Raw genomic sequence first — 14,878 nt, 5'->3', positions numbered from 1 at the left:
GCGATGCCGCTCTACGCGCTCGATGGCCATGCACCGGAAACCCCGGGAGAGGGGCAGTTCTGGGTGGCGCCGGATGCCCATGTGATCGGCAAGGTGGTGATCGGGGCCGATGTCGGCATCTGGTTCGGCGCCGTCATCCGTGGCGACAACGAGACGATCACGATAGGGCCCGAGACCAATATCCAGGAGCATGCGATGCTCCATACCGATATGGGTTTCCCGATGATCCTCGGGCGCGGCTGCACGATCGGCCACGGGGCGATCCTGCATGGCTGCGTCCTTGGCGACCATGTGCTCATCGGGATGGGCGCCACCGTGCTGAACGGCGCGAAGATCGGCGCAGGCTCGCTGGTGGGTGCCAATGCGCTAGTGACCGAGGGCAAGGAATTTCCGCCGGGGTCGCTGATCGTGGGTTCGCCCGCGCGGTCGATCCGGACGCTGGACGAGAAGGCTCTGGAGGGGCTCCGGGGTTCGGCCGCGGGCTATGCCCGAAACTGGAAGCGCTTTGCTGCCGGCCTCAAGATTGTCGGCTGACCCCTATCGACCGCTCTGAAAAAAGGCGGGCCGGCTCACGCGGGTGACGTGAACCGGCCCTATCTCGCAAGCCCGATCCGGGGGGACGGGGTGGGGTGGGGACCTGACCGTGACTTGCGAAACTCCGTCTGTCGAGGTCAGCGGCTTGCCGCGACCGTGCTGGTATCGATGCCGCCAAGGGAAACCCAGCGGGCCGGATTGTCATCGGCCTGCCGCTTGATGAAGCGGTAGCCGGTCTCCTTCCAGGCGAGAATCTTGCCGACCTGGTTGTCGAGAACGAAATCGCCGCGATCGGTCTTGACCGTGAGCACGGCATGCCCGTCACCCTTGTGGTCACGGACCACGGTGACCAGCAGGGTCTGGATCGGGAAGCCGGCCTTCACGAGGCGCCGACGCTTCTCGAGGACGAAATCCTCGCAATCGCCCTTTCCATCTTCAGGGAAAGACCAATGCTCGGGCGTTCCCCAGTGATCCTGATCGGTCACTGCGATGATCTCGCGATTCACATCGGCATTGATCTTCACGATCGTCCGCCAGCTCGCTTCAGAGAGCTGGATGGTGGTTCGCGCGAAGCTGCGGTTCTCGCAGTGCTCCTGGTAATCACGGCAGAATTGCACGAAGCCCAGAGGCGGCGATGTTGCCGCACCGATGCTTGCTGTCTGCTGTGCCTGCGCCCCAGTATTCGCAAGCATCAATAGACCAATAAAACCTGCAGTCTTGACGATAACGCTTTTCATGCACCCCTCCCGTTCGTCGAGATGAGTGATCGCATGGGTCCTTTTCAAATCCGGCGATTTTCAGTGCTCGGATTTTCGATGTCGGATTAAGGGATTTCTAAGCATGCCCGCCCGGTACATTTTCCAAAGAGCGGAGAGAAAAATTTGTTAACCATATAAGATATTGAATAAAAACAACTATCTGAAGATCCTCGAAAAGATCGATCAAATTGCAGCTTCCAGAATTAATCAGGATTTACTAGGCCAGTTAGGCGCGAATAAAGGCTAGCGAAAAGACGGCCTTCCGGCCGGTGGGCTGCTCTCTCGTTTCAGGCACAAAAAAGCCGCCCGGGGGGCGGCTTCCTTCCGATACAGCCGGCATCCTGACGGCCGGCACCCCCGCGTCATTGCGGGAGCAGCGTGCAGGTGCAGGTCCTAGAGCCGCATCTTGACGTCGAACATCGCTTCGGGGACCGAGCCGTGAAACTCGACCGCGATGCCGCCATCGAACACACGGACCACGCGGGCCGGCGTGGTGCCGATGATGATCTCATCGCCCTTCCCGAAATCACCCCGGATCGAGAGCGCCGCGCCCGAGCGCGAAACGTCGATCAGATGGCCGTTGACGGGCTCCACATGCGGCGACAGCTTGTGACGGACGCTGATGCGCGGGTCGTTCGGCACCACGCGGTCATGGCGGCGGTCTTCGGGCAGGTTGAGGATCTCGCGGTTGGCGAGCCAGATCAGCTGGCTGGCCAGGCGATCGCGCTTCACCAGGGTTGTCACCAGCTCAAGGATGAAGGTCCTCGACTTCACGCGGAGGACTTTGCCTTCGATCCGGCCGATCGTGTAGAAATAGCCGACGATGCGCTCGCCCGTGGCCACAAGGGCGTCCGACTCGATCTCCATGGTTCGCAGGGATGCCTCGGTGATCGTGGCGCCATGTTCGCTCCGGTCCGGGCGCATGAAGCGGCCACCGATCGACAGTTTGACGCGCGGCCCCTGGCGCTGCTCGTCGCTCATCCGGAAAAGGCGCGCCGGGACAGCAGAATCCCGAGGTTTCATCAAAGGCAAAGACATCCGATTTCCCGTGGAAAAGCACGATGATGCACTTTGCCATGAAGCCGGAAACGAAAGCTTAAGCCTGTTCGCCCCCGGTTCCATGCGGCTCCGGGATCAGTTATCGCGGTCGCCCTTCAGCACCAGCAGGTGCGCGCGCCGCTCGACACCGCCCGGAACCAGATCGAAGCCGCGCAGGGGCAGGGCATCGCGGCCGAGCATGCGACCGCCGGAAATCACCAGCCGGGCCGGTGTGGTGCGCGGTATTGCCGGGGGGGCGAACAGGGCCATCGCCCCGAAGATGCGCCGGCCGGACCCCGCAGGGTGGCGCAGCGGCAGCAGCAGCAATTCGCCGGCAAGGCCCAGCGGCGCGCGGCGCTCGATCCGGGGGCCGGGTAACGGGCGGAGATTGAGCCACGGAGCCGGGCGGGATGGCGGCGGCGGCGTCGGGGACGGCTCGGGCCGGATTTCGGGTTCGGACAGCCGTATGCCAAGGAGCATCGGCTCTTCGGCCTCCAGCACGGTCGCAATGGCTTCCTCGGCGCCGGCTTTCGCCCCGTCCTCCCAGAGGAGGGCAAAGCGCCGGCCGGTCAGGCTGTCGCCGAGGGCCTGGACGATGCGTGATCCGGCGAGGCGGAACTGCATGTCCCCGCGTTCGCCTTCCAGCAGGAACAGGTCTCCCAGCTCCCGCGCGAGCGCGCGCGGATCGACCTCCGTGCGGAACGGTGCCGGTCGGTGGGCCCGCAAATGGTTCCAGTAGGCATAGACGGAGCGGATCGACGAATGACGCATGACGGCTTCCCGGGCTCGGTCCCGTCCCCTTTCGGGAAAGGGCGGACGCTGATTTCTGGTTCAGGTGGCCGATCCGTTCCGATCCGGAACAGGACGGGCCTCTGGCCTCGTGCCTCGCGAAATCCGTGCCGGCAGAAGTTAACGCCCGGGCGGCCGCGCAGCCGGTCAAAGTAACCTTAATCAGGAATGGCAATTGCGGAATCCGGGGCAATGTGAGACCTTTCACTCGCTCCAAGGAATTCACGCCGCGCCTGGCTCCGGGCGCGGCGTTTACTTTTCCGGGCCCCTTATTCACAAATTCTCATATTGCGCTGCGCAACATCTTCGCGTTGCGTCCGGCTGCGATTTCGACAAAAGTCGTATGTCACGCGGCCCGCGTGGCGAGGCCGCGCCAGAACCGCAACAAGGGAGCGACCGATGAGCGTTGGCAAGATTCTCGCGAACAAGGGCAGAGCCGTGATCACGGTGGAGCCCGGGCAGAGCCTTCAGCAGGCGGCGGTGCTTCTGGCCGAGCACCGCATCGGTGCCGTCGTCGTCGCCGGTGCCGGCGGCTCCATCGCCGGCATCCTTTCCGAGCGCGATATCGTCCGCGCCGTTGCCACCGGCGGCGAGACCGCGATGAAAGACCGCGTGGCCGATCACATGACCCGGCGCGTTGTGACCTGCGTCGCCGCATCGCCGATCAACCAGGTGATGGAGATCATGACGGCCGGAAAGTTCCGCCATGTGCCGGTGGTTCTGGACGGGCGGCTCGACGGGATGATCTCGATCGGGGATGTGGTGAAGTATCGCCTCGCCGAGCTTGAGCAGGAAAGCGCGACCCTGCGCGACTATATCGCCGCAAGCTGAGCCGCAGCCTTCGCGGCTTCAGTCCTCTGTCACGAGGACGAAGCCGCCATCGCGCGCCTCGACCCGGCGGTAGAAGCAGGATCGCCGGCCGGTATGGCAGGCCGGGCCCAGTTGCTCGACCCGGATCAGCACGGCATCCTGGTCACAATCCACCCGCATCTCGACCAACCGCTGGGTGTGGCCGCTTGTTGCCCCCTTGCGCCACAATTCATTCCGCGAGCGCGAGAAATACCAGACATCTCCGGTTTCGAGCGTGCGCGCGAGCGCCTCGGCATTCATATGGGCGAGCATGAGAATCCCGCCATCAACGTGATCGACCGTGATGGCCGTGATCAGCCCGTCAGCATTGAAACGGGGCGAGAGGCGGGTTCCTTCCTCGAGGTCCAGCTTGGTGCCTGGCGGGGCAAAGGGGGTCGATGGCGTCCACATGCCGCGGTTGTTGGGCGATCGGCGTGCCGAATCAAGCCTTTTTCTTTGGCGGCGCCAGGCGGACAAGAAAAAAGACCGGGCAGGGCCCGGCCTTGAAGGCGATATTGCTCGGGGAGGATCGGGCGGGAGAGCGGCCCGGCGCGAGCAACATCGGAAGAGTGGGCGCCGCCGCTCAGCTGCGGCGGCCGGTATTCAGCAGCGTGAAGAAGCGGACCTGCTCGGAGGGGTCATCCCGGAAAATGCCGGTAAACTGGCAGGTTGTCGTCGAGGCGCCCTGCTTCTGGATGCCGCGCATGGACATGCACATATGTTCGGCTTCAACCAGTACGGCGATGCCGCGCGGATGCAGGGCAGAATCGATCGCCTGGACGATCTCTGCCGTCATGGTTTCCTGCGTCTGGAGCCGCCGTGCGAAGATATCGACCACGCGGGCAAGCTTCGAAAGGCCGACAACGCCCCCTTCGGGATAATAGGCGATATGGGCCTTGCCCACAAAGGGAACCATGTGATGCTCGCAATGCGAGTGGAAGGGGATGTCCTTCACCAGAACAAGGTCGTCGTATCCTTCAACTTCCTCGAAAACCTTCGAGAGGGCCTCGGATGCGTCCTTCTGGTAGCCGGAAAACAGCTCTTCGTAGGCTTTGACGACGCGCTTGGGCGTTTCGAGAAGGCCTTCGCGTGTCGGATCGTCGCCGGCCCAGCGAAGCAGAGTCCGCACGGCGGCTTCGGCTTCCTCACGAGACGGACGATCGACGGGTTTCCGGACCGAAGACCTGGCCGGAAAGGTCTTAACCACTGCATCCATGTGGCGCCTCCTGTTGTTGTGTTGTCCGGCTTACGCGGGGCTGCAGGGCATGGATTGCCCGGCAGCCAGGAAATTTGTCGCGGCGCCTCTTCTGAGAGGATGGCTCCAGCTTATGGCAATTCGGCGGCTTTGGCCTTATCTTTTCCTGCAAGAGGATTTTCCATGCTCGACGATGTCTATAACCGCCGCATTCTGGAACTGGCTGCTGACATTCCCCGGCAGGGGCGTCTTGCAGCGCCGCAGGCGAGCGCGACCGCGCATTCCAAGCTCTGCGGCTCCACTGTCACCGTCGATCTCGTGATGGAGGGCAATATTGTCACCGATTTCGCCCATGAGGTGAAGGCCTGTGCCCTCGGGCAGGCTTCCTCCTCGATCATGGCGCGGAACGTCGTGGGCTCGACGGCAGCGGAGCTGCGCGAGATCCGCGAGGTGGCGCGGCGGATGCTCAAGGAGAATGGCGCAGCGCCGGACGGCAAATGGGCCGATCTCCGCGTGCTTGAGCCTGTGCGCGATTACAAGGCCCGGCATGCCTCGACCCTGCTCACCTTCGATGCCGTGATCGATGCGATCGGTCAGATCGAGGCGAAGCGGGCTGTCGCGGCGGAGTGAGGGCACCTCAAATCATGACATTGGCTGAATTCATTTACATTGCCCCTTTGGTGACCGCTGGGACAGCCGTATTTTCTGCAATGGTTGCCAGCATTTGGGCCTATGTTAACATCAGAGCAAACCGGCAGATGGCCCGTGATCGTGCCGCTATTGACCTGATTTTCAAGCGGGAGTGGGATGCGCGCTACCAGCAGCATCGCGTTACATTCAACCACCTCCGTGCTTCGCCCGAACCACTGGCGGTTTGGTTCAGTCACGATCGCCAGCATACCGAGGAGGCCAATTCTATTCGATATATTTTCAATGATTATGAGCTGCTTGCCTTGGCGATGCGAAAGAAAGTGATCGACCCCCGTCTTTATCAGGCTTGGTTTCGTGGTTCGATGCTAACTGACTTTCAGGCAGCTGAGTCAGCGATCCAAGTGATACGCGTGCTTGTTGGCAATCCACGCCTCTACGATGAATGGGAAAAACTAGCCCGGCAGTGGATGGCCGAGAAACATTGACGCTCGCTCGCCACCTCTTCCTCGCGCCGGTCTATCTCTACCGCTACACGCTCTCGGCGCTGATCGGGCGGACATGCCGGCACATGCCGAGCTGCTCGGAATACATGATCGACGCGGTGGACAAGCATGGCGTCTGGCCGGGCGGCTGGATGGGCCTGGCCCGGATCTGCCGCTGCCGACCGGGCGGGACATCCGGGCTCGACTTCGTGTGTGAGGAACTTCCGGACGATGCCGCCTGGTACCGGCCGTGGCGCTACGGGCGGTGGCAGGAGACGTGGGTGCCGGAGGGCATGCGCCCGGCAGGGCCGGAATCCGGCGAGGGGTCTCGCTGAGCCTTCCCGGTCAGCGGATCGCCTCCAGCAAGGCTTTCGGCAGGGCCGGGTGCCCCGCCACTTCAGCCGGCAGGGCGTTAACAAGGCCGAGCGCGCGGGCTTCCTCCAGCGGGAACCAGTCCATCGTCTCGTTCGGCGTGGCGTGATAGCGCTCGGCGAGGCGCGGATCGATGCCCATGGCGCTGAAATGATCGGGGATGCCCCTGTCCAGCCGCCTTCCTGCCCCGGCATCCTCGCCGCCCAGCGAGAGGGCGAGGCGCCCGGCGGCGGAATCGCGGTTGATGGCCGGTCGATGCACCCCGAACCGGGCATCAGACATGGCAAGCCGGCGGACCGCGCCGGCCAGCAGCATCGGGCAGGCCGAAGCGCAGGAGCCGCCGCGTACAAGGCGGAAGGTCTGGACCTGCCCCTCGGCATCCCGCGGGTCGCAGGCCCGGCCAGTCCCGCCCCAGCGGCAGGTCGGCTCCGCCCGTGCGATGATGGCCGTGACATCCAGCTCGCGCCATTTCCGGGCGAGGAAGGTGGCGCCGATCACGTAGCCGCCGGGCGATTCGAGAATGACCGGCAGGTCGCGGTCACCGGCGCGTTTGCGGGCATAGAAGAAGCCGAAGGCGCTGGCATGGGTGATCTCGCCGCGTGCGACGATGAACTGCGCACAGGGGGCACCGCAGGCCGGCGCGGATTCAAGCCGGCCGAGCGTGAAGGTCATCGCGTCATTCGCCCGGCTGGCCGGAAGGACCAGCAGGAGCGCGGCAAGGATCAGCGCGGTCCGGGCGGCGAGGCGGGCAAGGCGGGGCTGGAACATGCTTGTTTTGGTCCTGCGCGTCGTCTATCGGGAGCAAGGTGCCGTGAACCTTTGGCGGTTACAAGCACCGACGGACGCGATTCGCCCTGACCGGATGCGGGCTTCGCCGATCGACATCACCTCAGCATCCGGACTGGCTTACGGGGTCCGTATCCCCGAGTGAGCAGGAGAATGGCCGATGGCCCCCATGATTTCCCTCACCTTTCCCGATGGCGCGCAGCGCGAGTTTCCCGCCGGAATCACCGGCGCGGCGATTGCCGGCGGCATTTCCCCCTCGCTGCTGAAGCGCACCGCCGTGATGGCGCTGGATGGCGAGGTGCGTGACCTCGCCGATCCGATCGAGCGCGATGCAAGGATCGAGTTCCTGCCGCGCACCGATCCGCGTTGCCTCGAGCTGATCCGCCATGATGCGGCGCATGTGCTGGCCGAAGCGGTGCAGGCGCTCTGGCCCGGCACGCAGGTGACGATCGGGCCGGTGATCGAGAACGGCTTCTATTACGATTTCTTCCGGAACGAGCCGTTCACGCCGGAGGATTTTGCCGCCATCGAGAAGAAGATGCGCGAGATCATCGCGAAAGATACGGCCTTCACCAAGGAATTCTGGACGCGCGAGCAGGCGAAGGATTTCTTCCGCGCGAAGGGCGAGCATTTCAAGGTCGAGCTGGTGGATGCGATCCCGCCGGGCGAAGACCTCAAGATGTACCGCCAAGGCGAGTGGATCGACCTCTGCCGCGGCCCGCACATGACCAGCGTCGGCAAGGTCGGCACGGCCTTCAAGCTGATGAAGGTGGCGGGCGCCTATTGGCGCGGCGATTCGAACAACCCGATGCTGACCCGGATCTACGGCACGGCCTTTGCCGCGCAGGAGGATCTCGACGCCTATCTCAAGCAGATCGAGGAAGCGGAGAAGCGCGACCATCGCAAGCTCGGCCGGGAGATGGACCTGTTCCATTTCCAGGACGAGGGCCCCGGCACGGTGTTCTGGCATTCCAAGGGCTGGACCATGTTCCAGCAGCTCATCGCCTATATGCGCCGGCGCTTGCGCCGCGATTACGAGGAGGTGAATGCGCCGCAGATTCTCGACAAGAGCCTCTGGGAAACCTCGGGCCATTGGGGCTGGTACCAGGACGGCATGTTCGCCGTGAAATCGGCCTCGGCTTTCGAGAATCCGCTCGATGCCACGCGTGACCACAAGGTCTTCGCGCTGAAGCCGATGAATTGCCCCGGCCATGTGCAGCTCTTCAAGCACGGGCTCAAGAGCTATCGCGACCTGCCGATCCGCCTCGCGGAATTCGGCGTGGTGCATCGCTACGAAGCCTCCGGCGCGCTGCACGGGCTGATGCGCGTGCGCGGCTTCACGCAGGACGATGCGCATGTCTTCTGCACCGAGGAGCAGCTTGAATCCGAGTGCATGAAGATCAACGAGCTGATGCTCTCGGTCTATCGCGATTTCGGCTTTGACAGCCTGGTGGTGAAACTCTCCACCCGGCCGGAAAAGCGCGTCGGCACCGACGAGGCCTGGGACCGGGCCGAGACGATCATGATGCGCGTGCTCGACAAGATCGCCGCGGAATCCGGCGGCAAGATCAGGACCGGGCTCAACCCGGGCGAGGGCGCCTTCTATGGCCCGAAATTCGAATACACGCTGAAGGATGCGATCGGGCGTGACTGGCAATGCGGCACGACGCAGGTGGATTTCAACCTGCCGGAGCGGTTCGGTGCCTTCTATATCGGCGCCGATGGCGAGAAGAAGCAGCCGGTCATGGTGCATCGCGCCATTGTCGGCAGCCTCGAGCGCTTCCTCGGCATCCTGATCGAGAGCTATGCCGGGCATTTCCCGCTCTGGCTGGCGCCGGAGCAGCTTGTCGTCTGCCCGATCACCTCGGAAGCGGATGAGTATGCGCATGAAGTGACGGAAGCCGCCTTCGCCGCCGGGTTGCGGGCACGGGCTGACACGCGCAACGAGAAGATCAGCTACAAGGTGCGCGAGCATTCTCTCGCCAAGGTTCCGGTGATTTTCGCCGTGGGCAAGCGCGAGGCCGAGGAGCGGACGGTGACGATCCGCCGGCTTGGCTCGCAGGCGCAGGTGACGATGCCGCTCGACGAGGCGCTGGCGATGCTGGAGGCGGAAGCGGTGCCGCCGGATCTGAGGCGGTGAGGCGCTAAAGGTTGCAAAGTATGGAACTTATTGCTTTGCAACCGATGTCGGGCAGATAGACCAGCTGCGAAAGCTCCCCCCGCCCGCAAGGGTCCACGCGCAAGGCGAGATATTCAAGAGGCTGCTGGATTTAGTCAAAGGGCTCGCTTGCGAGCCCTTTTTCGTTTCATTGGCGGTCAGGAAACCGCACCGGCTTGCCCTGCAGCACAAGTGCGACGGCAATGTCGAGCGGCTTCCAATATGCCACGTAGGGTTGGCTTCAAAACGCCTTGAACGTAATCACCGTCAGCGTGTCCTGGATGCCCGGCAGCGTCTGCACCTTCTCGCCGACGAAATGGCCGATATCATGCGCGTCATCGAGGTGGAACTTGGCGAGAATATCGTAATGCCCGGCCGTGGAATAGATTTCCGAGGCGATCTCGGCATCGGCCAGAGCGGTGGCAACCTCGTAGGTCTTGCCGAGCTTGCATTTGATCTGGACAAAAAACGTCTGCATTTTCTTTCCTTGCCGCTTCGCGGAGTAGGTTTTTCTTGCCGCTGCGCGGGGTCCGGGCTGGCCGCCCGGCGCGCGTTCGCGCTTCGGCAGGATCAGAGCCCAGTTTTCGGGTGAAGTGAAGGGGGTGAGGAAGTTTTCCTTGCCGCTGCGCGGGGTTCGGGCTGGCCGCCCGGCGCGCGTTCGCGCTTCGGCAGGATCAGAGCCCAGTTTTCGGGTGAAGTGAAGGGGGTGAGGAAGTTTTCCTTGCCGCTGCGCGGGGTTCGGGCTGGCCGCCCGGCGCGCGTTCGCGCTTCGGCAGGATCAGAGCCCAGTTTTCGGGTGAAGTGAAGGGGGTCGGGGAGATTTCCCCGGCAGGTCCCGCTGTTCCCGTCATGCCCGCCCTTGGGGCGGGCATCCATGACTTCACTGTTGCCAACAAACCGAAGTCGTGGATGGCCGGGCCAGGCCCGGCCATGACGGCGGAGTCACTCCACGATGATCTCGAAATCACGGTTGATGCCGCCCTCGACCTTCATCTGGCCGCGATACTCACGGTCATTGTGGCGGGCGAGGACATTGTAGGTGCCTTCGCCGATATCGACGCTCGGAAAGGCGCCGACCGCCTCGGCCACGATATCGCCGCCGGGGGTCTCGATCGTCCATTCGGCGCCAGCCAGAGCCACGCCACCGCGCTGTCGGACGAGTTTCAGCGTCATCGTCGCGGCGCGATGGTTCACCGCCGCCTCGGTAACGCGGCCGGTGGTGACGCGTACATCGGTCCGCACCACGGAATTCGAGCCCGAATAGGTCGAGACGAGGTGGTAGGTGCCTTCGGGCAGCATGATCCGCGTCATCGGGCGCAGCGAATCCGTGACGAGCTTGCCTTCCGAATTGTTGGCCGTTGGAATGAAGACCGAGAGCTTCTGCCGTTGCGGCGGGATCGGCCGCTCCGGCACGCCGAGATGGCCGTTCACCGTCAGCGCGCCGACACTGATCGGCAGGGTTGCAACAGAGCCGGTCTCGCTCAGGGTGATATTCCGCGTTGCCGTGGCAAGCCCGTGGCTCACATGGATCGCATATTGGCCCGGGGGCAGGACGAGGCTCGGGCGCGCCGTCTCCACCTTGGTGTAGAGCTGCACATCCGGCCCGCGAACCGTGTAGATGCGCCAGACGAGATCGCCCAGGATCTCGGCGCCCCGGTCACCATAGGTGGCGCGCAGCGCGAGGATGCCGGTCCGGCCCGGTGCGAACTGCGCCATGGCCGGCGCGAGCCCGGCCGCAAGCACGCCTCCGGCGGCCAGAAGGCGCCGGCGCGTCAGGAGGCGGGGAATCAGGCGGGCAACATCCATCACAGGCTTTTCCGACAGAGAGCGCGGGCAGGCAAGTCACCTCGGCAAGCCAGCAAGGCCAGTTTGTGCGCATGATCTTGCCTTAAGCGTGGCAATCAACCATCTGGACGGCAACATCAAGGAGTTTGCCATGTTCTACGAACCGCGCCTGCGCAATCACGGCTTGCCGCATGACCCGTTCAAGGCGCTCGTCGCGCCGCGCCCGATCGGCTGGATCTCGACCGTTTCGGCCGATGGCGCCCCCAATCTCGCGCCCTATTCGTTCTTCAACGCGTTTTCGGACCGGCCGGCCATTGTCGGCTTTTCCTCTGCCGGGATGAAGGACAGCGCCGCCAATGCCGAAGAGACAGGCGAATTCGTCTGCAATATTGTCATCAAGGCGGATGTCGAGGCGATGAACCAGAGCTCGGCCCCCTATCCGCGCGGGGTCAACGAGTTCGAGAAGGCTGGCCTGGTCATGGAGCCGAGCCGGCTCGTCCGGCCGCCCCGCGTGAAGGGCGCGGCAGCGGCGCTGGAATGCAAGGTGACCTCGATCCAGAATCTCAAGGGTCTCGACGGGCAGGAGGGGCCATATTTCCTCGTCCTCGGCGAGGTTGTCGGCGTGCATATCGACGACGCCTTCCTCCGCGACGGCAAGGTGGATTCCATGGCCATGAACCATCTCGCCCGGCTGGGCTATATGGAATATGCGGCCGTCGAATCCGTGTTCTCGCTGGAGCGACCGACGGTCTGAGGCGGCTTCGTCCTGACGAGGCGCAACCGATCTGCCCGTCAGCCCAACACCCCGGCGGCGCGGGCCCGCGCAAGGATGCGCGCGGCCTGCACGCGGTGGGGCTTGTCGATCATCTGGCCATCGATGCCGACCACGCCGGCATCCGGATGCTCGATGAAATAACTCTCGATCTTCTGCGCCCAGGCGATCGCGGCGGCGTCCGGCGTGAAGACCTCGTTGATCACCGGCACCTGGGCCGGATGGATCGCCATCTTGGCGGTGAACCCGTCCTGACGGGCGGCGAGGCATTCCGCGCGGAGGGCTTCCATGTTCCGGAAATCCACCGAGACCGTGTCGATCGGCGTCACATCCGCCGCCGCCGCAGCAAAGAGGGCCAGCGAGCGGGCCAGCCGGAACGGTTCGGTGTAGAGGCCGCTTTCGTCGCGGTTGCGCTCCGCGCCGATGGCCCCGGCCAGGTCTTCCGCGCCCCAGGTCAGGCCCTCCAGCCGCTGGCTGGCGCCCGGAATGGTGCCGAGGCGGAAGAGCGCGATCGGGGTTTCGGTGGCGATGGCGATGATGCGCGTGCCGCCATCGGGCAGGTTGTTTTCGGCCTCGCGGACGGCAACCAGCGCGCCAAGATGCTGGATGTCGGCGCCGCCCTCGCATTTCGGCAGCATGATCGCCTCCGGCGCGCCGGGCATCACGCCGTCGAGATCGGCGGCGATATCGCCCGAGCGCAGGGCGTTGACGCGCACGACCAGCCGGGGCTGGCCGGGCTGGCGAGCCAGCAGGGTCTCGCGCACGACGTTGCGCGCCTCGACCTTGCGGCTGGCCGCGACGGAATCCTCGAGGTCGAGGATCAGCGCATCGGCGCCCGAGCCGAGGCCCTTGGCGATCTTCTTCGGGTCGTCGCCCGGGATGAACAGCAGCGAACGCATGAACCCTCTCAGCCCGGAATGGCCTTGCGCATGAAAGCCTGCCGGCGGCATTCCGCGACCAGGGTGCCATCCTGCTTGTAGGCCCGGTGATGGAAGTCGACAATCCCGGCATCGGGGCGGGATTTCGACTCGCGCTTGGCGATGATCTCTGTCGTGACATGCACGGAATCGCCCTCGAAGAGCGGGGCAGGGAATTTCACATCGGTCATGCCGAGATTGCCGATTGTGGTGCCGACCGTGGTGTCGTTGACCGAGATCCCGATCATCAGCCCGAGGGTGAAGAGCGAATTCATGAGCGGCTTGCCCCATTCGGTTTCGGTGGCGCAGAACTGCGCATCGATATGGAGCGGCTGCGGGTTCAGCGTCATGTTGGAGAACAGCATGTTGTCCATCTGCGTGACGGTGCGCGTCAGGCCGTGGCGGATGGTCTCGCCGATGGTGAAATCCTCGAAATAGCGGCCGCCGCGGGGATGGCGCGTCCCCGGACTCCAGGGCTGAGTCGGTGCGGGAAAAGGGGATGACATGCAAAAATCCTTGAAAATCAGAGGCCGAAAGCCGGTTCGTTTCAATTCGGAACAGAATTCTGCGGCCGAATTAAACTGCGGTTTACCATAAACGGAGAAAGTTCAAGAGGGCCGGAGATCAAGCGAATCTCCGGCAGAGGGACCCGCGCCATGTTCTTTTTCACCACACCGAACCGGACGGAGTCGGTGCCGCAGGTGCAAGGCGAGCATCCGCTGTCCCGGCCGCTGCGCCAGGCCTCCGAGGCGACCGGCATTCCCTTCGACTACCTCGTCAAGACGGCGAAGCGCGAATCCAATCTCAACCCCGAGGCCAAGGCCGCGAGTTCGAGCGCCACCGGCCTGTTCCAGTTCATCGAGCAGACCTGGCTCGGCCTTGTGAAGCGCGAGGGGCCCAATCTCGGCCTTGCCGAGGCAGCCAGCGCGATCCAGCGCGACAGCTCCGGCCGTTATGTCGTGCCCGAAGGCGATATGCGCCAGCAGATCCTGGCCCTTCGCAAGGATCCGACCCTCTCCGCCCGGCTCGCCGGCGTCTTCACCAGCGAGAACCGCGCATCCTTGCGGGATGCGCTCGGCCGGGATCCGACCGGAGGCGAACTCTATATCGCGCATTTCATGGGTGCTGGCGGAGCGAAGGAACTGATCGGCCTCGCCAATGGCAGTCCCGAGCGGTCTGCCGCGAGCGCCTTCCCCGAAGCCGCGTCGGCCAATCGCTCGATCTTCTTCGACCCGAAGGGCCGCGCGCGGACGACGCGTGAGGTCTATGCCCGGCTGGTCTCCTTCCATGACGGCGCCACATCCACCATGCCGCCGGCCATCCAGCAGGCGGGGATGGCGCCCGAACCGGAAATGGCGACGCGTTCGCCACTGGCCATCGCGCCAGCCCGCGGCGTGACGGTGACAGGCGTGCCGCAACCGAGTGCGGCGGCGGTGGGCGGCTTCTTCCGCACCGGTGTGAACAGCCAGGCCGGGGCCGACCTCCGCAAGACCTGGACCAAGGTTGCCGAGTCCCGGATGAACCCGAACGCGCCCTCCTTCTTCCCGCGGGCGGACCCGGTGAAGGTGGCTGCTGCCGAGGCGGCGATCGTCGCGGCAGTCGACAAGCGCCTGAGCGATATCGACCCGCCTTCGCCGTTGGCAGGCTTCGAGGCGCTGTCCCGGCCGGCCGAGCCGGCACAGGCCTATCCGGCCGTCCGGGCACCCCTGCCGCCGATGCGGCCGGCCCATCTCGGCGGCACAGGTCCCCTCGACCTGACGCCGCCCCCTTCTTCTCCCAAGCGTTGAGTTGA

The 14,878-nt window shown here is 64.3% G+C and carries 18 protein-coding genes; 8 read left to right on the top strand and 10 right to left on the bottom strand.

What is annotated here, in order from left to right:
* The first annotated feature begins 3 nt into the window (after nt 1-3).
* A complete protein-coding gene (locus P0652_RS03090; RefSeq protein WP_284177280.1) occupies nt 4-534 on the top strand; it encodes a gamma carbonic anhydrase family protein in 531 nt (176 codons plus the stop codon).
* 137 nt (nt 535-671) lie between these two features.
* Here P0652_RS03090 and P0652_RS03085 read toward each other — a convergent pair whose 3' ends face one another.
* From P0652_RS03085 to P0652_RS03075, 3 genes are all read right to left on the bottom strand, one after another.
* Complete coding sequence (locus tag P0652_RS03085) at nt 672-1,271, bottom strand: transglutaminase-like cysteine peptidase (protein ID WP_284177279.1); 600 nt, start codon at nt 1,269-1,271, stop codon at nt 672-674.
* Between the two features lie 414 nt (nt 1,272-1,685).
* Nucleotides 1,686-2,315 carry a PilZ domain-containing protein gene (locus P0652_RS03080; protein ID WP_284177278.1) on the bottom strand — a complete coding sequence of 210 codons (630 nt, stop codon included), beginning with the start codon at nt 2,313-2,315 and terminating at the stop codon, nt 1,686-1,688.
* A 111-nt stretch (nt 2,316-2,426) separates the two neighbouring features.
* Nucleotides 2,427-3,101, bottom strand: coding sequence for a PAS domain-containing protein (locus tag P0652_RS03075; RefSeq protein WP_284177277.1), 675 nt, complete (start codon nt 3,099-3,101; stop codon nt 2,427-2,429).
* A 417-nt stretch (nt 3,102-3,518) separates the two neighbouring features.
* Between P0652_RS03075 and P0652_RS03070 the strand changes: the two genes are divergently transcribed.
* Nucleotides 3,519-3,950 carry a CBS domain-containing protein gene (locus tag P0652_RS03070; protein ID WP_284177276.1) on the top strand — a complete coding sequence of 144 codons (432 nt, stop codon included), beginning with the start codon at nt 3,519-3,521 and terminating at the stop codon, nt 3,948-3,950.
* 18 nt (nt 3,951-3,968) lie between these two features.
* On the opposite strand, the gene hisI is transcribed toward P0652_RS03070, so the two are convergent.
* Both hisI and folE read right to left on the bottom strand, forming a co-directional pair.
* Nucleotides 3,969-4,379 (bottom strand): phosphoribosyl-AMP cyclohydrolase, encoded by a 411-nt coding sequence (gene hisI / locus P0652_RS03065; protein WP_284177275.1) that lies wholly within the window; start codon nt 4,377-4,379, stop codon nt 3,969-3,971.
* 172 nt (nt 4,380-4,551) lie between these two features.
* Complete coding sequence (folE, locus tag P0652_RS03060; protein WP_284177274.1) at nt 4,552-5,184, bottom strand: GTP cyclohydrolase I FolE; 633 nt, start codon at nt 5,182-5,184, stop codon at nt 4,552-4,554.
* A gap of 162 nt (nt 5,185-5,346) precedes the next feature.
* Between folE and P0652_RS03055 the strand changes: the two genes are divergently transcribed.
* The 3 genes from P0652_RS03055 to yidD are packed head-to-tail and all read left to right on the top strand — an operon-like array spanning nt 5,347 to nt 6,631.
* A complete protein-coding gene (locus P0652_RS03055; RefSeq protein ID WP_284177273.1) occupies nt 5,347-5,793 on the top strand; it encodes an iron-sulfur cluster assembly scaffold protein in 447 nt (148 codons plus the stop codon).
* Between the two features lie 14 nt (nt 5,794-5,807).
* Nucleotides 5,808-6,299 carry a DUF4760 domain-containing protein gene (locus tag P0652_RS03050; RefSeq protein ID WP_284177272.1) on the top strand — a complete coding sequence of 164 codons (492 nt, stop codon included), beginning with the start codon at nt 5,808-5,810 and terminating at the stop codon, nt 6,297-6,299.
* Nucleotides 6,296-6,631, top strand: a complete 336-nt coding sequence (yidD, locus tag P0652_RS03045) for a membrane protein insertion efficiency factor YidD (protein ID WP_284177271.1) — start codon at nt 6,296-6,298, stop codon at nt 6,629-6,631. The genes P0652_RS03050 and yidD overlap by 4 nt, the downstream gene beginning before the upstream one ends.
* Nucleotides 6,632-6,641: 10 nt before the next feature.
* Here yidD and P0652_RS03040 read toward each other — a convergent pair whose 3' ends face one another.
* Nucleotides 6,642-7,436: a hypothetical protein gene (locus tag P0652_RS03040; RefSeq protein ID WP_284177270.1), complete on the bottom strand. Its 795-nt coding sequence runs from the start codon at nt 7,434-7,436 to the stop codon at nt 6,642-6,644.
* Nucleotides 7,437-7,623: 187 nt separating this feature from the next.
* Between P0652_RS03040 and thrS the strand changes: the two genes are divergently transcribed.
* A complete protein-coding gene (thrS, locus tag P0652_RS03035; protein WP_284177423.1) occupies nt 7,624-9,594 on the top strand; it encodes a threonine--tRNA ligase in 1,971 nt (656 codons plus the stop codon).
* Between the two features lie 259 nt (nt 9,595-9,853).
* Here the strand turns inward: thrS and P0652_RS03030 are convergent, their stop codons facing one another.
* Together P0652_RS03030 and P0652_RS03025 are read right to left on the bottom strand one after the other, a co-directional pair.
* Nucleotides 9,854-10,090 carry an Lrp/AsnC family transcriptional regulator gene (locus tag P0652_RS03030; protein WP_284177269.1) on the bottom strand — a complete coding sequence of 79 codons (237 nt, stop codon included), beginning with the start codon at nt 10,088-10,090 and terminating at the stop codon, nt 9,854-9,856.
* Nucleotides 10,091-10,554: 464 nt separating this feature from the next.
* A complete protein-coding gene (locus P0652_RS03025) occupies nt 10,555-11,418 on the bottom strand; it encodes an RgsD C-terminal domain-containing protein (RefSeq protein WP_284177267.1) in 864 nt (287 codons plus the stop codon).
* Between the two features lie 130 nt (nt 11,419-11,548).
* Here P0652_RS03025 and P0652_RS03020 point away from each other — a divergent pair, with 130 nt between their 5' ends.
* Entirely contained in the window at nt 11,549-12,151 is a 603-nt protein-coding gene (locus P0652_RS03020) for a flavin reductase family protein (protein WP_284177266.1), read from the top strand.
* Between the two features lie 38 nt (nt 12,152-12,189).
* Here P0652_RS03020 and P0652_RS03015 read toward each other — a convergent pair whose 3' ends face one another.
* Entirely contained in the window at nt 12,190-13,068 is an 879-nt protein-coding gene (locus tag P0652_RS03015) for an HpcH/HpaI aldolase/citrate lyase family protein (protein ID WP_284177265.1), read from the bottom strand.
* An 8-nt stretch (nt 13,069-13,076) separates the two neighbouring features.
* Entirely contained in the window at nt 13,077-13,592 is a 516-nt protein-coding gene (locus tag P0652_RS03010; RefSeq protein ID WP_284177264.1) for a MaoC family dehydratase, read from the bottom strand.
* Nucleotides 13,593-13,742: 150 nt separating this feature from the next.
* On the opposite strand from P0652_RS03010, the gene P0652_RS03005 reads away from it, so the two are divergent.
* Nucleotides 13,743-14,873: a transglycosylase SLT domain-containing protein gene (locus tag P0652_RS03005; protein WP_284177263.1), complete on the top strand. Its 1,131-nt coding sequence runs from the start codon at nt 13,743-13,745 to the stop codon at nt 14,871-14,873.
* Nucleotides 14,874-14,878 lie beyond the last annotated feature (5 nt).

The organism is Rhabdaerophilum sp. SD176, assembly GCF_030143245.1.
Taxonomy (GTDB): domain Bacteria; phylum Pseudomonadota; class Alphaproteobacteria; order Rhizobiales; family Beijerinckiaceae; genus Rhabdaerophilum.
The sequence above is the reverse complement of the archived record's forward strand: the minus strand, read 5'-3'. Positions and strand labels throughout refer to the sequence as shown.

Coding starts and splice junctions, on each gene's coding strand:
- P0652_RS03090 (WP_284177280.1), top strand. CDS start 4: ATGCCGCTCTACGCGCTCGATGGCCATGCACCGGAAACCCCGGGAGAG.
- P0652_RS03085 (WP_284177279.1), bottom strand. CDS start 1,271: ATGAAAAGCGTTATCGTCAAGACTGCAGGTTTTATTGGTCTATTGATG.
- P0652_RS03080 (WP_284177278.1), bottom strand. CDS start 2,315: ATGAAACCTCGGGATTCTGCTGTCCCGGCGCGCCTTTTCCGGATGAGC.
- P0652_RS03075 (WP_284177277.1), bottom strand. CDS start 3,101: ATGCGTCATTCGTCGATCCGCTCCGTCTATGCCTACTGGAACCATTTG.
- P0652_RS03070 (WP_284177276.1), top strand. CDS start 3,519: ATGAGCGTTGGCAAGATTCTCGCGAACAAGGGCAGAGCCGTGATCACG.
- hisI (WP_284177275.1), bottom strand. CDS start 4,379: ATGTGGACGCCATCGACCCCCTTTGCCCCGCCAGGCACCAAGCTGGAC.
- folE (WP_284177274.1), bottom strand. CDS start 5,184: ATGGATGCAGTGGTTAAGACCTTTCCGGCCAGGTCTTCGGTCCGGAAA.
- P0652_RS03055 (WP_284177273.1), top strand. CDS start 5,347: ATGCTCGACGATGTCTATAACCGCCGCATTCTGGAACTGGCTGCTGAC.
- P0652_RS03050 (WP_284177272.1), top strand. CDS start 5,808: ATGACATTGGCTGAATTCATTTACATTGCCCCTTTGGTGACCGCTGGG.
- P0652_RS03040 (WP_284177270.1), bottom strand. CDS start 7,436: ATGTTCCAGCCCCGCCTTGCCCGCCTCGCCGCCCGGACCGCGCTGATC.
- thrS (WP_284177423.1), top strand. CDS start 7,624: ATGATTTCCCTCACCTTTCCCGATGGCGCGCAGCGCGAGTTTCCCGCC.
- P0652_RS03030 (WP_284177269.1), bottom strand. CDS start 10,090: ATGCAGACGTTTTTTGTCCAGATCAAATGCAAGCTCGGCAAGACCTAC.
- P0652_RS03025 (WP_284177267.1), bottom strand. CDS start 11,418: ATGGATGTTGCCCGCCTGATTCCCCGCCTCCTGACGCGCCGGCGCCTT.
- P0652_RS03020 (WP_284177266.1), top strand. CDS start 11,549: ATGTTCTACGAACCGCGCCTGCGCAATCACGGCTTGCCGCATGACCCG.
- P0652_RS03015 (WP_284177265.1), bottom strand. CDS start 13,068: ATGCGTTCGCTGCTGTTCATCCCGGGCGACGACCCGAAGAAGATCGCC.
- P0652_RS03010 (WP_284177264.1), bottom strand. CDS start 13,592: ATGTCATCCCCTTTTCCCGCACCGACTCAGCCCTGGAGTCCGGGGACG.
- P0652_RS03005 (WP_284177263.1), top strand. CDS start 13,743: ATGTTCTTTTTCACCACACCGAACCGGACGGAGTCGGTGCCGCAGGTG.